At 68.9% G+C, this 23,252-nt stretch carries 24 protein-coding genes; 7 read left to right on the forward strand and 17 right to left on the reverse strand.

Features of this window, described 5'->3' with window-relative positions:
- Positions 1 to 96 precede the first annotated feature (96 nt).
- Entirely contained in the window at positions 97 to 876 is a 780-nt protein-coding gene (locus tag ACFWE2_RS05405; RefSeq protein ID WP_377223187.1) for a GntR family transcriptional regulator, read from the forward strand.
- 19 nt (positions 877 to 895) lie between these two features.
- Complete coding sequence (locus ACFWE2_RS05410; protein WP_377223188.1) at positions 896 to 1,402, forward strand: GNAT family N-acetyltransferase; 507 nt, start codon at positions 896 to 898, stop codon at positions 1,400 to 1,402.
- A 61-nt stretch (positions 1,403 to 1,463) separates the two neighbouring features.
- On the opposite strand, the gene ACFWE2_RS05415 is transcribed toward ACFWE2_RS05410, so the two are convergent.
- The 5 genes from ACFWE2_RS05415 to ACFWE2_RS05435 all read right to left on the reverse strand — a co-directional run bounded on the left by ACFWE2_RS05415 (position 1,464) and on the right by ACFWE2_RS05435 (position 7,213).
- A complete protein-coding gene (locus ACFWE2_RS05415; RefSeq protein ID WP_377223189.1) occupies positions 1,464 to 3,125 on the reverse strand; it encodes a DUF3732 domain-containing protein in 1,662 nt (553 codons plus the stop codon).
- Between the two features lie 281 nt (positions 3,126 to 3,406).
- Entirely contained in the window at positions 3,407 to 3,904 is a 498-nt protein-coding gene (locus tag ACFWE2_RS05420) for a three component ABC system middle component (RefSeq protein ID WP_377223190.1), read from the reverse strand.
- Positions 3,904 to 5,124, reverse strand: coding sequence for an ABC-three component system protein (locus ACFWE2_RS05425; protein WP_377223191.1), 1,221 nt, complete (start codon positions 5,122 to 5,124; stop codon positions 3,904 to 3,906). Before ACFWE2_RS05425 ends, ACFWE2_RS05420 begins: the two co-directional genes overlap by 1 nt.
- Before the next feature lie 549 nt (positions 5,125 to 5,673).
- Positions 5,674 to 6,291, reverse strand: a complete 618-nt coding sequence (locus tag ACFWE2_RS05430) for a hypothetical protein (protein ID WP_377223192.1) — start codon at positions 6,289 to 6,291, stop codon at positions 5,674 to 5,676.
- Positions 6,292 to 6,871: 580 nt separating this feature from the next.
- Positions 6,872 to 7,213 carry a hypothetical protein gene (locus ACFWE2_RS05435; protein ID WP_377223193.1) on the reverse strand — a complete coding sequence of 114 codons (342 nt, stop codon included), beginning with the start codon at positions 7,211 to 7,213 and terminating at the stop codon, positions 6,872 to 6,874.
- A gap of 107 nt (positions 7,214 to 7,320) precedes the next feature.
- Between ACFWE2_RS05435 and ACFWE2_RS05440 the strand changes: the two genes are divergently transcribed.
- Complete coding sequence (locus tag ACFWE2_RS05440) at positions 7,321 to 7,965, forward strand: 2'-5' RNA ligase family protein (RefSeq protein ID WP_377223194.1); 645 nt, start codon at positions 7,321 to 7,323, stop codon at positions 7,963 to 7,965.
- Positions 7,966 to 7,971: 6 nt separating this feature from the next.
- On the opposite strand, the gene ACFWE2_RS05445 is transcribed toward ACFWE2_RS05440, so the two are convergent.
- Positions 7,972 to 8,391, reverse strand: a complete 420-nt coding sequence (locus tag ACFWE2_RS05445) for a hypothetical protein (RefSeq protein WP_377223195.1) — start codon at positions 8,389 to 8,391, stop codon at positions 7,972 to 7,974.
- Between the two features lie 51 nt (positions 8,392 to 8,442).
- Here ACFWE2_RS05445 and ACFWE2_RS05450 point away from each other — a divergent pair, with 51 nt between their 5' ends.
- Complete coding sequence (locus tag ACFWE2_RS05450) at positions 8,443 to 9,366, forward strand: LD-carboxypeptidase (protein WP_377223196.1); 924 nt, start codon at positions 8,443 to 8,445, stop codon at positions 9,364 to 9,366.
- Positions 9,367 to 9,402: 36 nt separating this feature from the next.
- Here ACFWE2_RS05450 and ACFWE2_RS05455 read toward each other — a convergent pair whose 3' ends face one another.
- Complete coding sequence (locus ACFWE2_RS05455; protein ID WP_377223197.1) at positions 9,403 to 10,263, reverse strand: alpha/beta hydrolase; 861 nt, start codon at positions 10,261 to 10,263, stop codon at positions 9,403 to 9,405.
- 221 nt (positions 10,264 to 10,484) lie between these two features.
- Here ACFWE2_RS05455 and ACFWE2_RS05460 point away from each other — a divergent pair, with 221 nt between their 5' ends.
- Positions 10,485 to 10,892 carry a carboxymuconolactone decarboxylase family protein gene (locus ACFWE2_RS05460; protein WP_377223198.1) on the forward strand — a complete coding sequence of 136 codons (408 nt, stop codon included), beginning with the start codon at positions 10,485 to 10,487 and terminating at the stop codon, positions 10,890 to 10,892.
- 3 nt (positions 10,893 to 10,895) lie between these two features.
- On the opposite strand, the gene ACFWE2_RS05465 is transcribed toward ACFWE2_RS05460, so the two are convergent.
- Positions 10,896 to 11,276, reverse strand: a complete 381-nt coding sequence (locus ACFWE2_RS05465; RefSeq protein ID WP_377223199.1) for a winged helix-turn-helix transcriptional regulator — start codon at positions 11,274 to 11,276, stop codon at positions 10,896 to 10,898.
- 133 nt (positions 11,277 to 11,409) lie between these two features.
- Here ACFWE2_RS05465 and ACFWE2_RS05470 point away from each other — a divergent pair, with 133 nt between their 5' ends.
- Both ACFWE2_RS05470 and ACFWE2_RS05475 read left to right on the forward strand, forming a co-directional pair.
- Complete coding sequence (locus ACFWE2_RS05470) at positions 11,410 to 12,348, forward strand: NAD(P)-dependent oxidoreductase (RefSeq protein ID WP_377223200.1); 939 nt, start codon at positions 11,410 to 11,412, stop codon at positions 12,346 to 12,348.
- The gene (locus ACFWE2_RS05475) at positions 12,345 to 13,250 is read left to right on the forward strand and encodes an NAD(P)-dependent oxidoreductase (RefSeq protein WP_377223201.1); all 906 of its coding nucleotides are present in this window, start codon (positions 12,345 to 12,347) and stop codon (positions 13,248 to 13,250) included. Before ACFWE2_RS05470 ends, ACFWE2_RS05475 begins: the two co-directional genes overlap by 4 nt.
- A gap of 11 nt (positions 13,251 to 13,261) precedes the next feature.
- On the opposite strand, the gene ACFWE2_RS05480 is transcribed toward ACFWE2_RS05475, so the two are convergent.
- From ACFWE2_RS05480 to ACFWE2_RS05520, 9 genes are all read right to left on the reverse strand, one after another.
- Positions 13,262 to 14,209, reverse strand: coding sequence for an SGNH/GDSL hydrolase family protein (locus ACFWE2_RS05480; RefSeq protein WP_377223202.1), 948 nt, complete (start codon positions 14,207 to 14,209; stop codon positions 13,262 to 13,264).
- A 1-nt stretch (position 14,210) separates the two neighbouring features.
- Positions 14,211 to 15,434, reverse strand: a complete 1,224-nt coding sequence (locus ACFWE2_RS05485) for a glycosyltransferase (RefSeq protein WP_377223203.1) — start codon at positions 15,432 to 15,434, stop codon at positions 14,211 to 14,213.
- Between the two features lies 1 nt (position 15,435).
- Entirely contained in the window at positions 15,436 to 16,581 is a 1,146-nt protein-coding gene (locus tag ACFWE2_RS05490; protein WP_377223204.1) for a glycosyltransferase family 4 protein, read from the reverse strand.
- Between the two features lie 160 nt (positions 16,582 to 16,741).
- Positions 16,742 to 18,010 carry a hypothetical protein gene (locus ACFWE2_RS05495; RefSeq protein WP_377223205.1) on the reverse strand — a complete coding sequence of 423 codons (1,269 nt, stop codon included), beginning with the start codon at positions 18,008 to 18,010 and terminating at the stop codon, positions 16,742 to 16,744.
- 118 nt (positions 18,011 to 18,128) lie between these two features.
- Positions 18,129 to 19,037, reverse strand: a complete 909-nt coding sequence (locus tag ACFWE2_RS05500; RefSeq protein ID WP_377223206.1) for a DUF4097 domain-containing protein — start codon at positions 19,035 to 19,037, stop codon at positions 18,129 to 18,131.
- A complete protein-coding gene (locus ACFWE2_RS05505) occupies positions 19,034 to 19,696 on the reverse strand; it encodes a response regulator (protein ID WP_377223207.1) in 663 nt (220 codons plus the stop codon). Before ACFWE2_RS05505 ends, ACFWE2_RS05500 begins: the two co-directional genes overlap by 4 nt.
- Complete coding sequence (locus tag ACFWE2_RS05510) at positions 19,684 to 21,084, reverse strand: histidine kinase (RefSeq protein ID WP_377223208.1); 1,401 nt, start codon at positions 21,082 to 21,084, stop codon at positions 19,684 to 19,686. The genes ACFWE2_RS05505 and ACFWE2_RS05510 overlap by 13 nt, the downstream gene beginning before the upstream one ends.
- Positions 21,085 to 21,181: 97 nt before the next feature.
- A complete protein-coding gene (locus ACFWE2_RS05515; RefSeq protein ID WP_377223209.1) occupies positions 21,182 to 22,402 on the reverse strand; it encodes an acyl-CoA dehydrogenase family protein in 1,221 nt (406 codons plus the stop codon).
- 49 nt (positions 22,403 to 22,451) lie between these two features.
- A partial coding sequence (locus ACFWE2_RS05520; protein WP_377223210.1) for a gfo/Idh/MocA family oxidoreductase occupies positions 22,452 to 23,252 on the reverse strand: 801 nt, incomplete at its 5' end.

Consider the following 23,252-nt stretch of genomic DNA (forward strand, 5'->3'; position numbering starts at 1 on the left):
GTTGGCAACTGGCTTAAGCCAGTGACACAGACCATAGACTGGCTTGAGCCAGTTACGCAAGAGGGTGGCTTGAACCAGTTCGCTAGTGTTGGCTTCATGCCTGATCAGCGACCCCACGGCGAGAACGCCGAAGCGCGCGAGATCGCTGCCGCGCTGCGGGAAGCGATCCACTCCGGCGAGTTGAACGCCGGCGACAAACTGCCCTCCGAGCGCGTCCTGGCTGCCACCTACCACGGCGCACGGAACACAGCCCGAGCCGCCGTCCAGGAACTGATCCAAGAGGGCTTAGTCCGGTCCGAGCATGGCCGGGGGTACTTCGTCCGTGAGCGTCCGCGCTGGATGCGGTTCGGTCGCCTGCGGTACACGACGCCGATGCGGGCAGTCACCCGGCACGGTCCGTTCGGTGCTGAGGCCCGAGCGCAGGGCAAGACGCCGAGAGTGGACGTTCGCAGCGCGGAGCGCGTGCCGGCCGATGTCGACGTGGCTGAGCGACTCGGCATCGAGGCGGGGACCGACGTCGTCAGGCGGGAGAACTGGTACTACGCGGACGGGGTGCCGATGCAGATCGGCATCACGTTCATTCCTTGGTCCATCGCCGAAGGCACTGCCCTCGCGAAGGCCGAGAACCTCGGCAAGCGGGCCCTCTACGGGCACCTCGAAGACCTCGGATACACCATCGCCAGCATCCGCGAGGAGATCACTGCGCGGCCGGCCACACGAGAAGAGGCCGAGGGGCTCGACCTACCGCCGGGCGTGCCCATGATCGATCTGTGGCACACCGGAATGACCGCCGACAAGCAGCCGTTCGAAGTGACGAACTTCTGCATGCGCGCCGACTACTCGGCACTCGACTACGACATGCCTGTGGACTACTGACGATGTGGATGGTTGACCTATGGCCCTCGTGATCCGCCCTCGTCGCGACGAAGACATTCCGGCCCTCGCCGCTGCACTGGTCCGAGTGCACGCGCAGGACGGCTACCCCGTCGAAGGCGTCGCGGACCCCGAAGGCTGGCTGCGCCACGACCGCGAGTTGCAAAGCTGGACGGCTGTTGAGGACAGCAAGCCCATGGGGCAGATCACCCTCACGCGCGCTGTGCCCGCTGACGACGCCGCTGGCGCCTGGCAGAAGCACACCGGTGACAGCATTGACCACCTGGCTATTCCTGTGCGGCTGTTCGTGGACCCCGACCACCGGGGAAGCGGAGCTGGCCGGCTCTTAATGGAAACCGCGGTGGACTTCGCGCGGAGCCGAGGGCTGGCAGTCGCGTTCGACGTCATGCTCAAGGACCGCGCCGCAATCCGACTCTACGAACGGCTTGGATTCGCGCCTATCGCTGAAATCAGCCACCACTACGGCGACGGAAACACGGAAGCTGCGGCTGTCTACGCGATCCAGTAGTAGGCGACCACTTGTGGTTTCTGGTCAAAGACAGTCGGAGTCGCATCCAACCCGGTCAACCTCAATCCCGCCAGTCCAACGGAATTAGGTGCTCATCACCTCGCCAGTTATGCACAACAGAATCTGCAAACCAAGTGTCTGTATAAAGTGCGTGGTCAACGACGATCAACTGAAAACGCGGCGCGAACTCCATGGCAAACTGGTGGAAAAGTTGAAACATGTTGCGTACTGCCTCACGGTCCTTGTCGACGCCATCCCAACCAGAGTCCGGCAACTGTTCAGACTGAAAGTGCGCCTGACTTGGCTGGTCCAGCATCAGGAACCTAGGCACCGGCCGTTGCTGTTCAACAAAGTAGTGATGTAGCGCCAAGTGTGCCGCCACATGATATCCGACCCAGTTCTCACCACTGCCAATATTCCGCAAAGGAAGCGGGCCCCGACTGGTATCGAGCACGATAGTTAGATTCGCAACATCGAGCCGGATTTCATTCTCGGCCTCTTCAAGGCGCAGCCTGCGACTGTATTCGCGAAGATGCGCGCCCAGAACGTTCAGTCTCGAAGTCAACTGCTCGCGCGTACTCGCCTCATCCAGTTCTGATCCCAGCGCTGCTGCTCGCGAGGCGGCCTCATCGCGACGCTCCCTTAACGCGTCAAGCCGCGAAGCATCACGCTCGGCCGTCCGTCCAAGGATTGCGTCCAACCGGCCGCGCACGAAGTCCTGGTTCTGCCTAATTGCAGCGGTCTCGCCAGTCACTCGCGCGGAATCTGCGGCTCGTAGCCCTCGCGCCAGCGCGTTCAGTTCGTCCCTCAGCGATCGAATATGGCCATCAAGCTGGCGAAGCGCGCGCTGTACTTGGGGCCGCACCACCTGCGCACTCTCAAGCTCCGATTTGAGTTCCCGCAAACGTGCGCTCAGATCGGCGGAGGACGGATCGGGAGTAGTCAACGGCTGAGCGCAGATCGGACACACATCCTCATCGCCGCCTTCGTGAGCCGGCAGTAGACCCAAGCTCTCAAGTCTTCCGATCTGGATTTCTATGGAGTCGCTGTAGCCTGTCTCGCCAGTCTGTCGTTCAAGCAGCAGGCCACGCGCGTTAACCGCCATCCCGAGTCTTTCTCGAAGGTCCGCCTCCTCTGCTTCGAGCGCTCGTGTCCGATCTTGAATGCGCGCATCCGCATCGCGATCCACCTCGACTTCAGCACGCTCGAATCGCAGACGCGTAAGCGCTAACCGCAGTTCAGCGTCTGACCTAGGGAGCTCGCCCGTAGCGAGCCCCACAGCTCGTGCTTCCGTCCAGAGCTCTCGCAACACGGCATCGCTCGACTGTTCCTCTAACTCCGCCGCGGTTACAGCCGCCTCAGCCGCACGGAGCTCCTTCTTGGCTGCCCGCAGCCGTGCTCGCTTCGTGGCCTGGTCGCTGTCAACAGCACCTAGGAAGAACGGGAACGTGTCTTTGAGCGTTTGAGCAATACCACCCTCGTTCTGGCGATGAAACAGCGATACGTTGTTGCCAATTTCCTGCTGGCTCTGGAACAAAAACGCCGAGGCCGCTCCGAGACCGACGTGAAACGGTCCACGGGTCGAAAATTCTGACGGCTCTAGCAAAACATCGCCCAGGCCAATCCGTGCACCTACCTGGATCCGAAGATTGTCGGAGTCTGTATTAACGCGAAGATCACCAATTTCCGGTGCGACGAGGTCAGGACCGCCAAACTCGATCATCGCGCTACTGGTTCCATGACCAGATCTTGTCGCAGGTCGAGCGAGGATGACCCTACTCGTGTCCTCAAACTCCCAGACGGTCGCGTACCACGCAACAGAACTAAACCAATCTGTTCGGGGAACCGGAGCGCTGTCTCGACCAAGGCAATAGTCCACAATTGCCAGAAGCGAACTTTTCCCGGTTCTCGATTCACCGGTGATGATATTGAGGCCGCCAGTGCGGAATCCAACATCCCGCCGTCGGCCGTCTCTGTGGTACAGAGAAACGCTTACCAGCTGCATCAGGGCATGACTCCAAACATTGTAAAGACGTGCGTAGGCACTCCCGCCCTCGCAAGCCAGGCGCCGGTGAACGCGGCCGACGAAACGATCTCCCCCATTTCGGAATCACGATCAAGCTTCACGCGCGCGGGAATTCTGCCAGACACTCGGCCCTCATCGACAAGAACAAACAGCCCGGTCCGCAGTCCAAACCGAACGCCTTCGCGTACATGTGGAACCAGCCTACGCGCACGGGGCGCGAATCCAGCGATCAGTGTTGGGTGTTCATTAATCCATTTCGGGAGATGGGCAGTAACTTTTCTCGGGAGAGCACGCCTCGTCTCCTGGTGCAATGTCAAGGGCACAGATATAAATGAATACTCCCAGGGCATTGCCTCTTTTGCGGCCTGTTCATAGCGGGTCGCTGCCCAGGCGATCGCGGCCGAAATCAGAGCCGGATTGAGCATGGTGGCGGAGATTGCCGGCTTCCTCTCCGGACTGTGGAGGCTTGCGGGCATCAGGCACCATCCTGGCCGATAAGAGCCTTTACACGACCTTCAAAATCCGGATGCCACCCCAGGAAACCACGATCGGACATCATATGCCGAGTTCCGCGCGGCAGAAACGACTCCGAGAAGCCTTTTCGAATTGCGACATTGGTGGATTCACGAAGGAGTTGGAAGAGTTCTCGCCCGGCACGTCTCCGCAGAGAATCGTCTGTGATTCCATCGGCTTCTAGACGGTCGCACATGTCTTCGAAGTTCATTGCCCATTCGTCGCGTAGTTCGCGCTCGTACCTTGCCAGATCATCCTCCACCAGATTGCCATCCTGGAGCCATCTGGTCGTCTGGGCATACGCGCGATGGTAGTCGATGATGGATTTTCTAAGATTGGTGCCGTGGACATTGATCCACTTCAACTGCTCGACAAAGCATTTCGAGTAATGATCTTCGATTTCCTGATCGCTAAGTTCGCCAAGGCCCAGATCCACGGGCAGGGAGTCCGCCGTGAAATCATCTCGAATGGTTCTAATTTGGTCGTAAAGTTGCCCCCCGCTGACGTATAACGGTGTTTCACTCTGGTTACTGAGGAGCATCTTTATGCAAGCAGACTCCCACCAACCATAGAGACGGTCTAGAAACAGAGGCAGGTGCTGAGGCCAGATCGATGCTGAGATCTCTCGCCGCACCTCGTCGTCGACAGCCTCAATGCGCGGTGACATGCCAACGATTCGCATGCGTGCGAGCAGTGCAATGCGCTCTTCGGGCGACGCCTCGATCCAGAGCGCTCGACCGGTCTTTGTGGCGTCGGAAGTCGAGGCTGTCGCTGCCGTGGTGAGCAATTCGCTGGCTCTACGCAGATCGCGGTTCACTGTACCGAGAAGTGAACCCGCAGATCCGGCCGCAATGTCGGCGGTAGTCACAAGTACTAGGTGCGGCCCGTCGGCATCTGCCAGTTGCGGCGTAGATAGCCAAACCCGAAGTGTTTTCCAGAAATCGACGCCCATGTCGGTTAGCGTAGAACGTTCACCGTGATGCTTTAGTTGGACCGCCTTGAGGGGCTTGCCATTTTCGTCTTCAATTGCGACATCATCGAGCATTTCCAGCGTCACCCGGAAGCTTTGATCCTCGCGCGCGCTTTGGAGCAACTCCAGAAGACCCCAGCGCAATTGGTGGATGTACCCAAGGGCGGATGCAGAGGCATCAAATTCAGGCATCTGCACCGTCCGTTCCGTCATCGGTTGACATCGGTCCGCTATGACCCGCTTGCACCATAGCTACATCGGCCCCGGCCGCGCTATATGTTCCGCCCGTTTCACCCGTACGTCTTGGTGTACCTGTGGTCCGCGGGATGGGCGAGCCCTGACCTTCCAATCTATTTCTGCCAGCTCGCCCGCCCGTCGCCTGCCGGGAACGGGTGGTTCGACCGCCCTCCTCGCGGCCGCCTTGCTGGGCTTCGTGGCGTAAATGGTGTGACCGCCGTAGCCCCTAGCTCGTTGACCGCGTCACCGATGCGCACTGCCGAGTTGACCTCTATGAGATCAAGGGCGCGGCTGCGCCGCGCCGGCCCGCGCCTCCGGCGGGGCCCCGCGACAGGGTCCCCCGCGCCCTCCGGCGCCTGGGGGCGCCTACGGGCGCACCCCCATCGCACCCCACCTGCGGCTCGGCCGTGTAATCCGGTGATCCCTAGCTACGTTGGATCCCGGGTCTTGCCTTTCGTCGTCATCCCGTCGCAGGGGCGTACATCGATGCTTCGCTCAGTCCTGCCAGGCCAGGGCGGTAGGCAACTAGTGGCGTCGGCTCTGGGCTTGCTCGAAGGAGTCGATGTGCGGAACGGCCCCGGGCATCACCTCAGTGAGGGACATGTCCTGCCTTCTATGCCACTGCCGTCCGCCAACATCCTTGAAGATCAGGTCGACTCTGAAGGGGTGCCCGCCGTAAAGCAGGTTGGGGTCTGACTCGGACCGCTTAAGGGCCAGCTTGTCGACGACCTTGTTCATCTGTTCCGCAACATGATCGAAGGCGACTCCCTCAGGCCCGGTCGGAGGTAGCCCACCCAAGAAACACTTCACTACTCCGTCCGCAAACAGCTTCGATTCCTTGGGCGCGGTGATGTGAACTACCGCATCCACGAGGGGCTCGGCGCTTGCATTGACGAGTCGAAACCCGAACCGTCCGGTCTTCGGACCTTCCTCGGTCCAGTACACCAACCGAGCCTGCGACATGCGTCCCTCACGGGCCCGCGCGGCTGCTTCTTGCCGGAGGACGGTTAATTGGTGGCCAGCAGCTCGGGCCGCGAAGTACGCGAACACCACGGCGGCGACCGTGGCTATGGCGGTGATCCAGTCGGGAACTGTGCCCACCAACGTCACACTACCGTTGGAACCGACGACGCTCAGTGCCATGCGTGCTGTCCGTAGCTCGCGGACGGTCACGGCGGCCGGCCCCGTAACCGGCTACGTCGAGCACCCGCCTAGCAACCGCCCGCCCCATGCCGGCGAGCCAGACCATCCGGCGTCGGACAGGAGCGGGGAGCGGGTAGGCGAGTCATTTCACCAGTGGAACGACGTCCGGTCCTGGGAGGATCTTCATCGACGCGGCACCACGTCAAGGCCGCTCCCGCGTCACTGCGTGATGGCGCAAGCGCCAGCCTTGACCCAGCACCACGACGACGAAGAACGTGGCAGGGAGTCGAACGATGCCCTACCCCGAACGCGCCAGAATGTCTCCGTTTTCGCTCCGGTTTGCGGTCCGCACCAGTGCCAACGCATCCAAGCCGGTCGGAGTGCGATCAGGGTATCTGTGCAGGTCAGCCGGGTTGTGTCGTTCCACGTGCAACGCCGTACAAGCGACCTCTCCAACCCCACCGCTACCGCACCCAGAGTGACTATCGAGCCCCTGATCAGCGAGAACGCTGGTCAGGGGCTCGTTCGTGGGCGCAGTTCCCGCGTGACGTCGCCCGGGCGGGTGTCTCCGGCCAGGTCTTCATCGCGCGAACAGTGCCCGCAGCTCGTCGGCGGGGTCCGAGGCCGCGAGCAGTCGGGCGCCGTCGGGCAGCAGGAGGAGGACTCCCGGCGGTGTCCGCGAGGCGATCCGCGCCTGCTCCCAGACCAGGACCAGCTGATGAACGACGGCCTGGAAGGCGTGGTGATCGTCGGATCCGCGGGGCTTGCCGAACCGGCGGGCGAGCTCCTTGTCGATCCGGTTCCGAGCTTGCTCGCGCCCCAGCCCGACACCGGTGAACACCGTCACGAACGTGCTGGCGGCGAGCGGGATCGTGTCCTCACGAAGCAGCGCCTCGACGCCGGTGCCTGAGCTCTCGGTCATGCCGGACAGCGTAGGGCCAGGATCACCCGCGACGTCAGACGCTCTGTGCGTCCATTTTGCGGCATGCTGGTCGAGCCTGACCTCATCGCACGGGAGTCCGATATCTCATGACTGACGACAGCGCGCACCTCGCCGATCACGACGCCATGACCGACCACTGGTGGTGGCGTCCGGGTTGGCGGATCGGCACCAGGTTCTACGCCTGGCACATCACCCAGGACGACCAGCCCGGGGTGCACGACCTCGCACAGCGCTACCGCACCGCCGTGAGCGCGATCGACACCTTCGACCCGATCCCGGACGAGTGGCTGCACATGACCATGCAGGGCGTCGGTCACGTCGAGGACATCAACATCGCGGCCCTCGATTTCGTGACCCTTCGAGTGGCCGACCGGCTCCGCACGCTCGCCCCGATCACGACGTCGTACCAGCGTGCTGACATCACGAGCGAAGCAGTGATCCTGGCGCCGGACGATCCGGAGGCGTTCGCCGAGGTGCGTCGAGCCATCCGAGCGGGGATCACCGACGCGCTCGGCGAGTGCCCGGAACCCGAGGACGGGTTCCGCGCTCATGTCTCGGTCGCGTACGCCAATGCCGACGCCGACGCCGCGCCGATCCGTGAAGCCCTTGACCGAGCCGAGCCGGCAACGCCGTCGACCGCGACGTACACGAAGGTCTCGCTGATCCGCATGCACCGGGACCAGCGGATGTACGAGTGGGACGTGATCCGGGAGGTACCGCTCGGCGAATGATCGACGCTAGGGGACGGCCCGACGGAGGTGCGCCTCGACGTCCCGCAGTAAGAGGTCGCACCTCGCCACGGTCGCCGGGCTGTCTCCGAGGTCGTTCCGGTCGAGGGTCTCCCGCGCCGTCACGACGGATCCGGGCGGGAACTGCTGCCAGGTCAGGTCGATCGCGACCGTCGCTTCCCCGACGTCGAGCTCGCACCAGAAGTGGATCTCGTGCCGGACGCCGGTCCACACGGTCCCCTTGACGATCTGGCTCCGGGGCAGGAAGCGCTGCACCACGCGCGCCGTCGGATAGCACTGGCCGAGCGCGGGATTGCCCTCCTCCCACACCCCACCGTAGGACGTCCGCGCACTCCACGAAGCCTCCAGCGCCTCGCGGAGGGCGGTGAGATCAACAGGGCCGGTCGACGGCGCATCGGTTGCGGGCACGCAGGCACGTTAGCGGCCTGACACCGCCGTCGGCCCAGTAGGGTCCCGCGCATGTCGCGACTCCCTCGGCCTCGGTCCACGGTGGTTCGGCCGCGGAGGCTGGAACACGACGACGTCGTCGCGCTCGTCTCACCGGCGAGCTGGAGCGACGAGCCGTGGGTGGAAGAGAGCGTCGCGACCGTCGAGTCGTGGGGGTTCAGGGCGCGCGTCGGCCGGCATGCCACCGACCGGCTCGGGTACCTGGCCGGCGGCGATCATGAGCGCGCCGCGGATCTCAACGCCGCGATCCGTGACCCGGAGGTCAGGGCCATCCTGTGCCTGCGAGGCGGTTGCGGCAGCTTTCGGCTGCTCGCCGACGTCGATACGGACGCCCTGCGCGCGGACCCGAAGCCGGTCATCGGGTTCAGTGACATCACCGCGCTGCACCAGGTATGGCACCTGGCCGGCGTTCCGTCGGTCCACGGTGCCGTCGCCGGGACGCGGGCGGAGACCGTCCGGCGGCTGCTGGTCGGTGAGCCTGGCGAACCCGTGCGGAGCGAAAGCGGCCGGTTCGGTGCCGAGCTCACCACCAGCGGCACGGCTTCCGGGCCGCTGTCCGGCGGCAATCTGGAGATGCTGGCGCGCGGCGTCGGCGTCGTCGACAACGACCTCGCGGGTCACGTCCTGCTGCTGGAGACTCACCGGGAGGTCGGTCTCGGGATGGTCGACCGGGCGCTTACCCAGCTTCTGATGTCCGGCGCTCTCGACGGGATCTCAGGTGTCGCGGTGGGCGCCCTGGAGGGGTTCGAGGACTACGAGGACCGCGAGTGGACGGTCCTTGACGTACTCCGCGACCGGCTCGGCCCGCTCGGAGTGCCCATCCTGGCCGGGCTGCCGCTCGGGCACCTGGAGAATCCGGTGTCTGTCCCGCTCGGGGTCGAGTGCGAGCTCGACGCCGGTGCGGGGACCTTGACGGTCGCGCCGCTGAGCGCCTGACCTCACATCACGTAGACCGCCGGTGACCGTCCGCTTCTAACGAGCAGCCTCGCGCGGACGCCCCAGCCACCGCAGCGCGTCCGGGAGCAGGACCCCCGTGTGGTTGGGATTGTGCCCGCCGTCGCCGAGCACGAGACGGAAGTCGTAGTCGGCCTCGGCGAGGGCAGCGGCGACCCGCAGGTTCTCCGCGAGCCAGTTGTTGTCGGGCTGGTTCCAGCGCAGGTCCCGGTGCCCGGCCTGCATGAAGATCCGGAGGGGTTTGCGGGGCATCAGGTGGATCAGCGCCGGATAGTTGTTGCCGCCCGGTAGCTGCGTGAAGCTGGACAGGAAGCCGGCGACCCGGCGAAACCGGTCCGGGTAGTGCCAGGCCACGGTCAGAGCGCAGTTCCCGCCGCTGCTGCCGCCAACGATGCTCCAGCGTTCCGGGTCGTCGGTGATCGCGAACCGCCGTCGGACCTCCGGGACGATCTCCTCGAGGAGGAAGGCGCCGTACCAGCCGTTGAAGGCGTCGTACTCGGCACTGCGGTTCTTGCGCCGTACGGGGTCCTCGATGTTCGCGAAGACCCCCGGGTCGACGAACACCCCGATCGTGACGGGGATGTCGCCGCGGTGGACGAGGTTGTCCAGGACTATCCCGCCCCGGACCTCGCCGTCGGGGTCGAGGTACCACCAGCCGTCCTGGAAGACGGCGATCCCCGCGGGCTCGGCCGGGTTGTAGGCGGCGGGCACGTGGATCCAGACCTTCCGCGTGGTCCCGGGGTATGCCGCGCTCTCCCAGACCAGCTCGACGGTGAAGCCGTGCGGAACGCCGGGCCTGCGTGCCGAGTCAGGACCGTGCTCGTACCGGACGTCCTCCTGATCGAGAGGTAGCGGAGCAAAGGGTACGTATGCGGTCACACGGCTAGCGTAGGTCGACTGTCCCGCCTCGGGACAGCAACCGCCCGGGCCCGGCGTCGCCTGCGCGCGAGCGGGTGAAAGAAAGCCCTGTTGACCTGCGCAGACATCTTGCGCAACGGCCGGGTGATGGGCTGGACTGGGGCCGCGCCCAGCAGCGCATGCTCCTGCATCGACAATCGAGCCCACGTCACCCGTGCCGGCAGCTCAGAGAGAGAAGGACGATGACCGAGAACGATGCGGTGCGTGCGGAACGATTCGCGTCCGGCAAGAAGGTCCTCGACTCCGTCCATGACGACCCCGGCCACAACGTCATCGACTCCCTGGCAGACATCGCGCCCGAGCTCGGGCACCAGATCGTCGCGTGGGGTTACGGCGACATCTACGCGCGGCCAGGGCTGAAGCCCAAGCAGCGGCAGCTCGTGACCCTCGGGATCCTCACCGCCCTCGGCGGCAGCGAGGCGCAGCTCGAGGTGCACGTCGGCGCCTCGCTCAACGTCGGGCTCACCCCGGAGCAGATCATCGAGGTCTTCCTGCACAGCTCCGTCTACTGCGGGTTCCCGCGGGCGCTGAACGCCGTCGGCGTCGCCAGGAAGGTGTTCACCGAGCGCGGGCTGCTGCCGCTGGCGTGACCCTCACGGCCGCGGCAGCGCCGCGGCGTCACGGTGCTCGACCAGGTCCGACCGCTCCCGCCGGATCCGCTCGACACCCCAGTCGCCGAGCGGGGCGAGGGCGGCGTTGAGCGTCCGGCCGTGCTCGGTGAGGGAGTACTCGACGCGCGGCGGCACCTCCGCGTAGACCTGACGGCGGACCAGCCCGTCCGCCTCCATCTCGCGCAGGTGCTGCGTGAGCATCTTCTCGCTGACGCCGGGCAGGCCGCGCCGCAGCTCGGCGAACCGGCGCACGCCGTGCTCGTCGAGCTCCCAGAGGATCAGCCCCTTCCACTTGCCGCTGACGACGTCGAGCGCCGCATCGATGCCGCAGATGTAGGGGCCGTTACGCGGTGACATCGCCATCGGGCGCTCCTCGTCAGGATGTGGGACCGGGTACGCACCAAACGGTAAGTACCCCAGTAAATAGTGGGTACTTCCTCGATCGTACGTCCCTCGCCGAGCATGGTCACGTACCGACCTACCGAGGAGATCTTCGATGACCGAACCCCAAGGCACCGGCGTCACGGTGCTGGGCCTGGGTGCGATGGGCAGCGCTCTTGCCACCACCCTGCTCGACGCCGGCCACGCGGTGACCGTCTGGAACCGCACTCCCGCCCGCGCCGCCGGCCTGAGCGCGCGGGGCGCCGAGGCGGCGCCGGCGGTCAGCACGGCCGTCACGGCCAACGAGCTGATCATCGCCTGCCTGTTCGACCACGCGTCGGTGCACGAGACCCTCGACCCGGTCGTCGCCGAGCTGCGGGGGCGCACGCTCGTGAACCTGACGACCACCACGCCGAACGAGGCGCGCGAGCTGGCCACCTGGGCGGCCGGGCACGGCGTCGCCTACCTCGACGGGGCGATCATGGCGACCCCGCACATGATCGGCGCCCCGGAGGCCTCGATCCTGTACAGCGGAACCCGGGCGGTCTTCGACGCCGTCCGGCCGGTGATCGACCGGTGGGCGACGAGCACCTACGACGGTGCGGACCCGGGCCTGGCCTCGCTGTTCGACCTGGCGCTCCTCTCGGGTATGTACACGATGTTCGCCGGGTTCCTCCACGGCGCCGCGATGGCCGGTTCCGCGGGCATGAGCGCCACGGACTTCGCGGCGCGCGCCACGCCGTTCCTCAGCGCCATGACGTTCGGCTTCGCCCTCGACGCGCGCGTGATCGACGGCGGCGACTACACCGTCCCAGGTCAGCAGAGCCTGGACTTCTCCGACCTCAGCCACATCGTGCGCGCGAGCGAGGAGCAGGGCGTCGCGCCCACACCGATCGCCGCGGTACAGGAGCTGATCAGCGAGCAGATCGCCCAGGGGCACGGCGCCGAGGGTTTCGCCAGGATCTACGAGAGCCTCCGGGCCGACCGCACGGATCGCACCGACCACGACACCCGCAGCACGGACAGCACCGAACTCACGGAGGCCCACCGATGAACGCACCCGTCACTCTGATCGGCCTCGGCCCGATGGGCCAGGCGATGGTCCACGCCCTGCTGCGTGCGGGGCACCCGGTCACCGTCTGGAACCGGACCCCGAGCCGGGCCGCCGACGTCGTCGCGGCCGGCGCCACCCTCGCCGCCACGCCCGCCGACGCCCTCGCGGCGAGCAAGCTCGTCATCCTGAGCCTCACCGACTACCAGGCTATGCACGACATCCTGGGCCCCGCGGCGGAGGCGCTCGCGGGCCGGACGCTCGTGAACCTCAGCTCGGACTCGCCGGAGCGCACCCGCGAGGGTGCCGCATGGGCGGAGGGGCACGGTGCTCGCTTCCTGACGGGCGGCGTCATGACGCCCGCGCCGATGGTCGGCACCGAGGCGGCGTACGTCTACTACAGCGGCCCGAGCGACCTGATGGAGGCCAACCGGGAGACGCTCGCGACGATCGGCGCGCCGCGGTATCTCGGGGAGGACCTGGGGCTGGCGCAGCTCATGTACCTGGCCAACCTCGACGTGTTCCTGACCTCTCTCGCGTCGCTCATGCACGCGACGGCACTGCTGGAGTCCAGCGGGGTCACGGCGTCGGCGGCGCTGGAGGAGCTGATGCTCACGCTGGTCGGCGTGGGGGAGATGCTCGCGGCCGGCGGGAGCCCGGGCGCCCAGATCGAAGCGGGCGAGCACCCCGGCGACCTGAGCACGGCCACCATGATGGGCGCGACGGCGGACCACGTGGTCGCCGCGAGCGAGGCGGTCGGCGTCGACACGGCCCTTCCCGCAGCGGTCCAGGCGTACTACACCTGGGTCCGCGACAACGGTCACGGGGGCGACAACTGGACCCGGATCATCGACGCGATGCGGCCGCGGCGTGGCTCGGGGAGCGAGGCCGCACCGCAGGCCTGAGGCGAGCCTGGTCAGCCCCCGCCGATCCGGCGGCGGGGGTCCAGGCCTGAGTCGGCGAGGCTCGTCACCATGCCGCCGGGCGTGAATGCCTGTTCCGCCCGCAGGTCGTGCACGACGGCGCGGAGCAGCCCGGGCAGGAAGTCCCGGCCCCGGCGCAGGCACCAGGGCAGCCCGGCCTTGACGAGCCAGGCCAGACGCTGCCATACCGACGGCGGGTCGGGCGCCCCGGGTAGGCGTGCGGCGAGGGCGTCGATCCTCGCCCTGGCTGTCGCTTGTCCGACGGCGGATGCTGTGGCCGAGGTGCTGCCGTCGACCGGGATGTTCGTCGTGACGGCGTACCGGGCGTCGAGATCGGCCAGCACCATCGCGGCGCTCAGCGTGAGCAGCCGGTGCCCGGCTGCTGAGGGGTGCACCCGGTCGACGTGCCAGGCGCGGTGCCCGGCGGGGGCGATCGCCCGCGCGGCGTCCACGACGACGACCCGCCCGGGTGCCGAGCCCGCGACCTCCTCCACCGCCGCGTTGATCGCCGCCACCCGGCGCCGCATGACGCGTCGCACCAGCCGCGGGCCGAGCTCGAACAGGCCGATGACCGGCAGCAGCACGAGGACGACGTCGGTACCGGCGCGGCACAGCTCGCCGACGGACCGGTGCAGGTCCGCCAGCGTGTGCCGGGCGTCGAAGTCGCTGCGGAGCACGTCGTTGCCGCCGACCAGCACGGTGGCGAGGTGCGGCCGTAGCGCCAGGGCGGCGTCGAGCTGCGTGCCGACGACGTCGCGGGAGCGGGCGCCCTCGGTAGCGAGGTTGGTGAACGTCTCCGCGCCGAGGACCGTGGCGAGATGCGCTGCCCAGCCAGGGCCGTGCACGGCGTCGGGACCGACCGTGTCGCCGACGCCAACGGTGATCGAGTCGCCGAGGGCGACGAGTCGGAAGCCGCGCTCACGTCCCGCCGGCGGCGTCATCTCACCGATGCCCCACAGGGCCCAGCTCGGGCAGCAGCGGGTCCGGTGTCAGGTCGAAGGCCCCGCGCGAGTGCAGCCCGAGCATCGCGTCGCCGGTGGCGCTCCACGGGAACAGCTCCGCACGCGCTCGGGCGGCCTTGCGCCGTCCGGGCACGTCGCGGTCCAGTACGTCGTGCAGGGCGAGGGCCAGCGCGGCGGCGTTCGGGGCTGCGGCGGCGCCGGCCGTACCGACCACCTCGGGCAGGGCGCTCGACGAGCTGCAGACGACCGGCGTCCCGGAGGCCAGCGCCTCGAGCGCCGCCAGCCCGAACGTCTCGATCGGCCCGGGGGCGATGACGACGTCGGCGCAGGACAGCAGCGTTGCGAGCCGGTCGCGGTCCGGGACGAACGACAGGAACCGGTGCGGCAGGCCTGCGGCCTCGGCCCGGCGCCGCATCTTCGGCAGGAGCGGCCCGGCCCCCGCGACGACGAGGCGCACGGGCCGGCCGTCCCGCACGAGCTGCGCGGCGGCGTCGATCGCGAGATCCGGGCGCTTCTCCGCGGACTGGCGGCTCGCGAGCACGACGAGCGCGGTGCCGGGCGGTGCGTACAGCGCGCGGGCCTCGTCGGAGTACCGGTCGGGCCGGAACCGTTCCAGGTCGACGCCGAGGGGTACCCGGTAGAGCGGCGGGAGCACCGCGGACCGGTTGCGGTCGGCCAGGCGTTCCACCTCGCCGGCCGCGAAGTGGGTGGTGGCCACCAGCCGGTCGAACCGGGTGAGCGTGGCGAGGTTGTACCGGTCGGCCAGGGCCGGAGCCGCGGCCGCACCGAACGTGGCCGCCGCACCGCCCGCCGCGGCGCCGGGAAACCAGGAGCGCAGCACGCCGTCGACCCGCTCGTGCAGCATCATCAGCGACGGGACGCCGGCCTCACGGGCCCAGTCGCCCAGCCCCGCGAGGGTGGTGCGGTCGCTCACCTCGAGCCGGTCGGGCGCGAGGGTCTCGAGCAGGCCCCGCATCTTGCCCGGCTGCACCACCGCGCGGTAGCCGCCGGAGAACGGCACGCGCGGCGCGGCGAGGCTGACCACCCGGACGCCGTCCACGAGCGATACGCCGTCCCGCCTGCCTGGCACGACCAGCACGGGTTCGTGACCCCGGGACAGGTACTGCCCGGCGATGGCGTGCATAGCGGTTCGGATACCCCCGGAACGAGGGCTGTAGAAGTTCGCGACGTGGACGATTCGCAAGTCAGACCTCCGCTGAGCCGGCTCTCGCGTGCACCCGGACCGCGTCCTCGTAGTGGCCGACGAGCTCGGAGCAGATGTCGTGCCACGTGCGGCCCTCGGCACGCTCGCGAGCCGAGGTGCCGAAGGCGCGCCGCTTGCGTTCGTCGCCCACCAGGTCGATGACGCGGGCGCGGAGCGCCTCGTGGTCACCCGGAGGGTACAGCCAGCCGTCGTGGGAGTGCCGCACGATGTCCAGCGGACCACCCGCTGCGGGTGCCACCACCGGGACCCCGCTGGCGTGCGCCTCCTGCAGCGTCTGGCCGAACGTCTCGAGCTCGCCCGGGTGCACGAACACGTCGAGGCCGGCCATCGCCCGCGACAGCTCGGCCCCGCGCAGCAGGCCCGTGAAGTGGGCCTCCGGGAGAACCTGCTGCAGGTGCTCCCGCTCGGGCCCGTCGCCGACGATCACGAGCCGTACGCCCGGCAGGTCCTGCACCACACGCAGCGCCTCGACCTGCTTCTCGGCGGCCAGCCTGCCCACGTAGCCCACGAGGATCTCGCGGCCGGCGCCGACCTTGCGGCGCCACGCCTCGTCGCGGAACCGCGGGTGGAACACCTCCGTGTCGACCCCGCGGCCCCAGAGCCGCAGGTTGGGGATGCCGTGCTCCTCGAGCTGCCGCATGGTCGCGGTGGACGGCGCGAGCGTCATCGTCGCGCGGTCGTGGATGTCCTTGACCCGCTTCCACAGCAGCGGCTCGAAACCGCCCAGCCCGTAGCGTGCCGCATAGCCGGGCACCTCGGTCTGGTAGACGGCGACGCTCGGCAGCCGCAGCCGCTCGGCGGCCAGGATGCCGCGCCACCCGAGGATGAACGGCGACGCGAGGTGGACGACGTCGGGCGCGAAGGTCGCCAGCGTGCGCTCGGTGCGCCACTTCTTGCCGACGACGAGCCGCACGTCCGGGTACCCGGGAAAGCCGATGGAGCCGAGCTCGACGACCGGGGCGCCGCTGACGAAGGGAGGGACATGTCCGATCGAGGCGTCGGCATCGGGCGCGAGGACCATTGCCTGGTCCCCCCGCTCGTGCAGGTGCTCGAGAACCCGCAGGACGGAATTCGTGACCCCGTTGACCTGCGGGAGAAAACTCTCCGCAACGATGGCTACTCGCACGTTACGAACTTGCCGGTCGTCGATGTCCGCACGGAGTCTTTAGTGCGGCGAGCCGAGGAACGGGTGGCGTCGAGACGGTAACCGCTGCACAGCGTTGTCACGTTCTCGACCGTAACCGAGCCATCGTGCAACTGGCACGACGAACCTCCTGGACGGCCCCTCAACTCGTCCTGGAGACCGCCCGACGCGACCAGGCGACCTGAACCAGCCGTACGATCGCCCCGACCATCAGCGCCACGAGAAGCACGTTGCGCAGGGCTCCGATGGTCGTGGCCAGCGGGAACCCGCCGAGGAACTCGCCGTACTGGAGCGGGTAGATCTCCATCGTGAGCCTGGCGACCACCACGGTGCCGAGAGCGGGCAGGAACCAGGTGCGGCGGGTGCCCTGGCTGCGGGTCCCGAGCGCGATCGCCGCGGCGATGGGCGGCCCGATCCACGCGATGAACTGCGGGGAACCCACCTTGTTGAAGACGATGAGGGCCAGCAGCTCCGCGGTGGCACCGATCAGCAGGACGTCACCCACGCGGTCGGGCCGGCGACGTGCCGCCCACCAGACGAGCGCCGCGATCAGCAGCGCGGCGACGGGGAGCGCGACGTCGAGCGCCTGCGCGACGGCGTCGGCCTGGGCGCCCTGCACCTCGTACGTGTAGATGACGTTGTCGTACTCGACCCGGATCGAGGGGTCCCAGAGCCGTGCCACCGTGAACGGCGTCGCACCGACCGCCTCGACCTGGAGCTGGCGGTCGCCCTGCTCCCCGAACACGTCGAGGACGTTGTCCTGCGCGCCGCCCACGACGGCCACACCGACGACGACCGCGCACACCGCGGCGCCCGGCAGCACCACGTTCCGGACGAACCCCTTGGCGCCCGACGCCGTCGCGGCCAGCGCGAGGGCCACCGCACCCGGGGCGATCTTGATCCAGGCGCCGATGGTCGCCAGCGCCATGGCGAGCGCGGGACGCCGGGCCGCGACGAGCAGTGACACGAGGATGATCGGCGCGAGCAGGCCGTCGAGCCGGCCGATCCAGATGGGTCCGAGCGCCACGAGGAACGCGAGCCAGAACCAGACGGCGACCCGTCCGCGCGGGCGTGCCCGGCCGAGTACCAGCACCGCACCGGCGTTCGCGGCGGTGACGAGGGCCATCCACACCCAGTCGTAGTCGTGCGTGGAGTCGGTGAACAGCGCGGGAACCACCATGGGCGCGAGCGCGCCGAGCGGATAGACCCAGTCGTAGTCGAAGACCGGCCACGACCCGGTGCCCAGGCCGTTGCGGACCCACCACTCGTACAGACCCACGTCGCCGAGGATCTGCGGCTCGAAGACCCACGCCTGCAGGAGGATCCAGGCGTGGGCCAGCACGAAGCCGATCCACAGGGCCGGCCACGAGGTGAGCACGTGGTTGGCGGACCGCAGGATGTCCTTGCCCACGGCCTTGGGGGCTGGCTGGGGCGTTGGCTTGGGCGTTGGCGAAATGTCTGACGCGCTCGGCACGGCCACATCCTTGCACGTGCTGGATGTCGGACCTGCCCGGTACTGCTGCCTGGTACTAACCGCCGAGGTAGGCCACGTCGCCGTTCGAGCTGCGGATCACTACCGTGCGCTCGGCGTTCGGGTCGGTGGTCCCCTCGACGATCTGGTCGCCGTTCGAGGTGTTGATGGTCAGGGCGACCGGCTCGCCGTCGCCGACGACCGTGACCTTGCCGTTGCTGGACACGCCGGAGACGTCGCCGCCGACCCCGGAGATCTCCACCGAGCCGTTGCTGGTGTCCGCCGAGGCGTCGCCGGTCACCGAGTCGATGGTGATCTCGCCGTTGCTGCTGTCGGCGGTGACCGTGCCGTCCACATCGGCGACCGTGATCTCGCCGTTCGACGTCGAGGCGTCCACGTCGGCCCGGGAGCCGGTGATCTCGATGTCGCCGTTGCTGGAGCGGGCGTCCAGCGGGCCGGTGAGACCCGTGGTCTCGACGTCGCCGTTGCTCGTGTCCAGGGACAGGTCGCCGGCCAGGCCGGTCGCCACGATGTCGCCGTTCTCCGTGCGGATCACGACCTCGGTGCCGGCCGGCAGCGCGACGTCGAGCGCACCCGAGCAGCGTGGCAGGGCGATGAACCACCCGCACCGGTGCGTGAGCTCGAGCCGGCTCGCGGACTCGTCGGCCGAGTACGTGGGCTCACGCAGGCCGCTGTGCGCTATGACGTCGACCTCGATGTCGCCCTCGGCGGCGGTGACTGTGACGTCGCCGTCGGCCACGAGCTCGACGGTGTCGACGGCGTCGTAGGACCGGTGGGTGGTGCGGGTCTCCGACATCGTCAGGTCGGTCAGGAACAGTGCGCCGAGGACGATCACCACGACGGCGAGGGTGATGCCTGCGGCCGCCAGAACGCTGCCTGTCGCGCCACGCCGCGGCTCCGGTGCGTCGGCGCGGACCGGGGCGTCCTGGGGGTACGGCTGGTTCATGAGCGGGATCCGTTCTGGTCGAGCCAGCGCAGCACGGCGAGCACCCGGCGGTGGTCGTCGGCGGCGGGCGGGAGGCCGAGCTTGTTCAGGATGTTGGTGACGTGCTTCTCCACCGCGGCCAGCCCCACGACGAGGCGGTCCGCGATGGCGGCGTTGGAGCGGCCCTCGGCCATGAGCGCGAGCACCTCGCGCTCCCGCCGCGTCAGGACGTCGAGGTCGGAGCCGGGGTGGCGCGCGATGATCTGGGTGACCACCTCGGGGTCCACGACGGTGCCGCCGCCGGACACCCGGGTTACGGCGTCGAGGAACTCGTCGACGTCGGCGACGCGGTCCTTGAGCACGTAGCCGAGGCCGCGGGCGCCGCGCGCGAACAGCTCGGTCGCGTAGCTCTGCTCCACGTACTGCGACAGCACGAGGACCGGCAGGTCGGGGTGCAGGCTGCGCAGGTGCACGGCGGCGCGCAGCCCCTCGTCGGTGTGCGACGGCGGCATCCGGACGTCCGTGACGAGCAGGTCCGGCAGCTCGGCGTCGGGCAGGGAGAGCGCGCGGACGAGCTCGTCCGCCGTGCCGTACCCCGTCACGGTGTGTCCCTCGGCGGCGAGCAGCCGCGTGAGGCCGTCCAGGAGGAGGACGGAGTCCTCGGCGATCACGATGCGCACGGCACCTCCACGGTCAGGCGGGTGCCCGCACCGGGCGGGCTGTCGAGCTCGAACGTGCCGTCGAGGGCCATGACCCGGCCGCGCAGGCCTTCGAGGCCGCTGCCGTGGGACAGCTCGGCCCCGCCGCGGCCGTCGTCGTGCACCGTGACGCGCAGGCGCACCGGGTCGTCGTCGGGCACGAGGGTCGCTGTCACCCGGACGGAGTCCGCGCCGGCGTGCTTGGCGACGTTGGTCAGGGCCTCGGCGACCACGAAGTAGGCGGCGGCCTGCGCCGCGGCGCTCGCGGGCGACAGGTCGCCCGTGACCTCGACGCGCACGGGCACCGGGCTGCGTCCCGCCAGGGCGGAGAGCGCGGCGTCGAGCCCGCGGTCGGAGAGGACCGCTGGGTGGATGCCGCGCACCAGGTCGCGCAGCTCGGCGAGCGTCTCCTTGATCTCGCGGTGCGCGAGCTCGAGGGCGGCGACCGCGTGCTCGGGATCCTTGTCGGCCAGCCGGCGGGCCACACCGAGCTCGACACCGAGGGCGACGAGGCGCTGCTGGGCGCCGTCGTGCAGGTCGCGCTCGATGCGGCGCCGTTCGGTGTCGGCCGCCGAGACGACCGCGGTGCGTGACTCGGTGAGGACCACTGCCCGTTCCCGCGCGGTGTGCGCTGACGCCTCGGCGAGCCGCGTTTCGTGCTCGGCGACGGCGGCGCGGGCGCGGGCGACGTCCGCGGCGGACGGCCCGAGCAGGGACGTCGCGAGGCGCAGGACGAGGTACGACCCGTACTGCGCGAGGGCGGCGGCGACCCACACGAGCACGACGGCGCCGCCGACCGCACCGACGACGGTGGCGGCCCATGACAGGCCCGACCAGCTCGCGAGGGCGCTGTCCCTGCCGAGCAGCGCGAACACGAGGGCGGCGGCGGCCCCGCCGACCAGCGCGGCGGCGGTGGCGAAGAACACGGAGCTGACCAGCATCGCGAGGAAGGCGTAGAGGGTGGCGGCCCACGCGCGGTTGTCGCGGGCCGGCGCCCACAGCGTCGACCGGAGCCCGCGCCGGGCGGGCACGGGGAGCGGCGGCGGGGCGGGGATCGTGAGCCCCGTCTGGGCGGCGAGGCGCGCACGCTCGACCCCGCCGAACCACCGCGCGCCGATCAGGGCCCCGGCGAGCAGCGGCACCCCGACGCCGAGCGCCGGGACGAGGCCGGCGGACACCGTGACGAGGACCCACAGGACCACCCCGCCCGTCAGATGCCAGATCCAGCCGACGGCCAGGGCGGCGAAGGCGCGCCAGGTGGCTGCGTCGTACGGCGCCCTGAAGAACGCGGGGGCCGAGACGAGGGCGGGCGCGACGCGGTCCTCGAGGGTGCGGGGCCGGGGCGGCGTCGGGCCATCATCGCTGGTCATGTGCATGACACTAGGCCGACACGCGGCCCGGCGACATGCTGCCGCCCCACGGCACGAGGGTGGGGTTTCCCCTACCCCCGGCCTGCCGGCGGAGCGGTCAGGCGAACGCGCTGGTGCCCGTGATCTCGCGACCGATGATCAGCGCCTGCACGCTCTCCGTGCCCTCGTACGTGTGCAGGGCCTCGATGTCGGTGAAGTGCCGGGCCACGCGGTTCTCCAGCAGGATGCCGTTGCCCCCGAGCAGGTCCCTGGCGACCGCCGCGATCTCGCGGGCGCCCCGCGTGCAGGTGTACTTGGCGAGCGAGGCCTGCGGGCCCGTGAGCTGCCCGGCCTCGTCGAGCCGCGTCATCTGCTTCACGAGGAGCTGGATCTGCGTGAGGGTCGACAGCATCGTGGTGAGGCGCTCCTGCACCATCTGGCTCGCGGCCAGCGGGCGACCGAACTGCGTCCGCTGCTTCGAGTAGGCCACGGCCGACTCGTAGCACGCGACGGCCTGGCCGACGGCCTGCCAGGCGACGCCGAGGCGGGTCGCGAACAGGACGCGCGCGGTGTCCTTGAAGGTGCGGGCCTTCGGCAGGAGGTTCTCGGCCGGGACGAACACGTCGGTCAGCACGATGTGCGCCTGGTGGATGGCGCGCAGCGAGACCTTGCCCTCGATGGTCGTCGCCGCGTAGCCGGGGGCGTCCTGCGGCACGATGTAGCCGTGCACCTGGTTGTCCTCACCACGTGCCCACACGACCGAGATGTCGCCGACCGAGCCGAGGCCGATCCACTTCTTCTCGCCGTTGATGACGTAACCCTCGACGCCGTCCCGCGTCTCCTTGACCGCGGAGGTCTCCAGGCCGACCGAGTCCGAGCCGTGCGTCGGCTCGGTGAGCGCGAACGCGCCGAGGAGCTCGCCCCGGGCCATGGGGCCGGCGTACCTCTCGATCTGCTCGTCGGAGCCGAGCATGACGATCGAGCGCAGCGCGAGGCCGCCCTGCACGCCGCAGATGGTGGAGACCGAGCCGTCGCCGCGTGACATCTCCATCGCGGCCAGGCCCTCGGCCATCTTGGAGATCTTCGGGTAGCCGGGCACGTCCACGCCGTCGCGCAGGAAGTCCAGCTCGGCCATGCGCTTGACCAGGTCCATCGGGACCTCGTACCGCTCCCAGTAGCCGTCGATGACCGGCAGGACCTCGTCCTGCACGAACCGGCGGACGGCGAGCTGGTGTGCCCGCTCCTCCTCCGTCACGTCGGCGAAGGCACCGGCGAAGTCGATGTCGAGCGGCTGCGAGACGTCGTAGTCGGGCGCCGTCACACCTGGGGTCTGAGTCATGGTTCCATGGTGCTCCGGTACTGGATCTCAGGTCAAACGATACTAGGTCTCAGTGACCGCAGGCCTGTCCGGCGGCCCATGGCTGCGGCTGGGTCCGCACCCGTTCGCCCGACGTGGCGGCGGCCCGCACCTCGAGCTGGAGGTACTGGTCCTGCGCGGCCTCGGCCACGGAGTACGGCGCCGGCGCCCCCTCCAGCACGTGGTCGGCCATGTCGGCGACGATGCGTGCGATCGACAGCTCGTCGTCGGGCAGGCGCGCGGGGCGGAACTCGTTGCGGTACAGCCACTCGCCGTCGAGCGTGTAGCCGCGCAGGTACAGGCCTTCGTGACTGCCGGCACCGCCCGCGGCGACCCGCTCCAGCCTGGAACGCCGGGGAAGCGCGTCGGCGCCGACGTGCCGCACGACGTCGTCGCGCAGCTCGCCGCGCTCACCACGGACCGACAGCGCGGGGGAGCGGACCCAGGAGCGGTACTGGACGTCGTCGAACTCGTAGGTACCGAGCCGGCCGCCGAACTCCAGCCATGCGGTCGCGTGCACCGTGTCGACGAGGTCCAGGTCCTCGGGATCGCCCGCGCGGCTGGGGCTCGGCAGCACCCGGCGTGCATCGCGCCGGGCGGTGATCACCGCGTCCTCGAACGTGATGCCAAGTGCCCGGCGCAGCACGCTGAGGCCGTGGTAGTCGTGGGCCACCGCGACGTGCGCGTCCGTCACGGTGCCCAGCAGCCCCGAGCGGGCGACCGCGAGCTGCGCCCCGACCAGCGGCTCCAGGTGGTACTGCTCGGCGACGTGCACGCAGGCGCCGTCGTCCACGAGCCGCTGCAGGGCCGCCAGCTCCTCGACGGTGCCCGC

The sequence above is a fragment of the Promicromonospora sp. NPDC060271 genome (assembly GCF_042726755.1).
GTDB lineage: Bacteria > Actinomycetota > Actinomycetes > Actinomycetales > Cellulomonadaceae > Promicromonospora.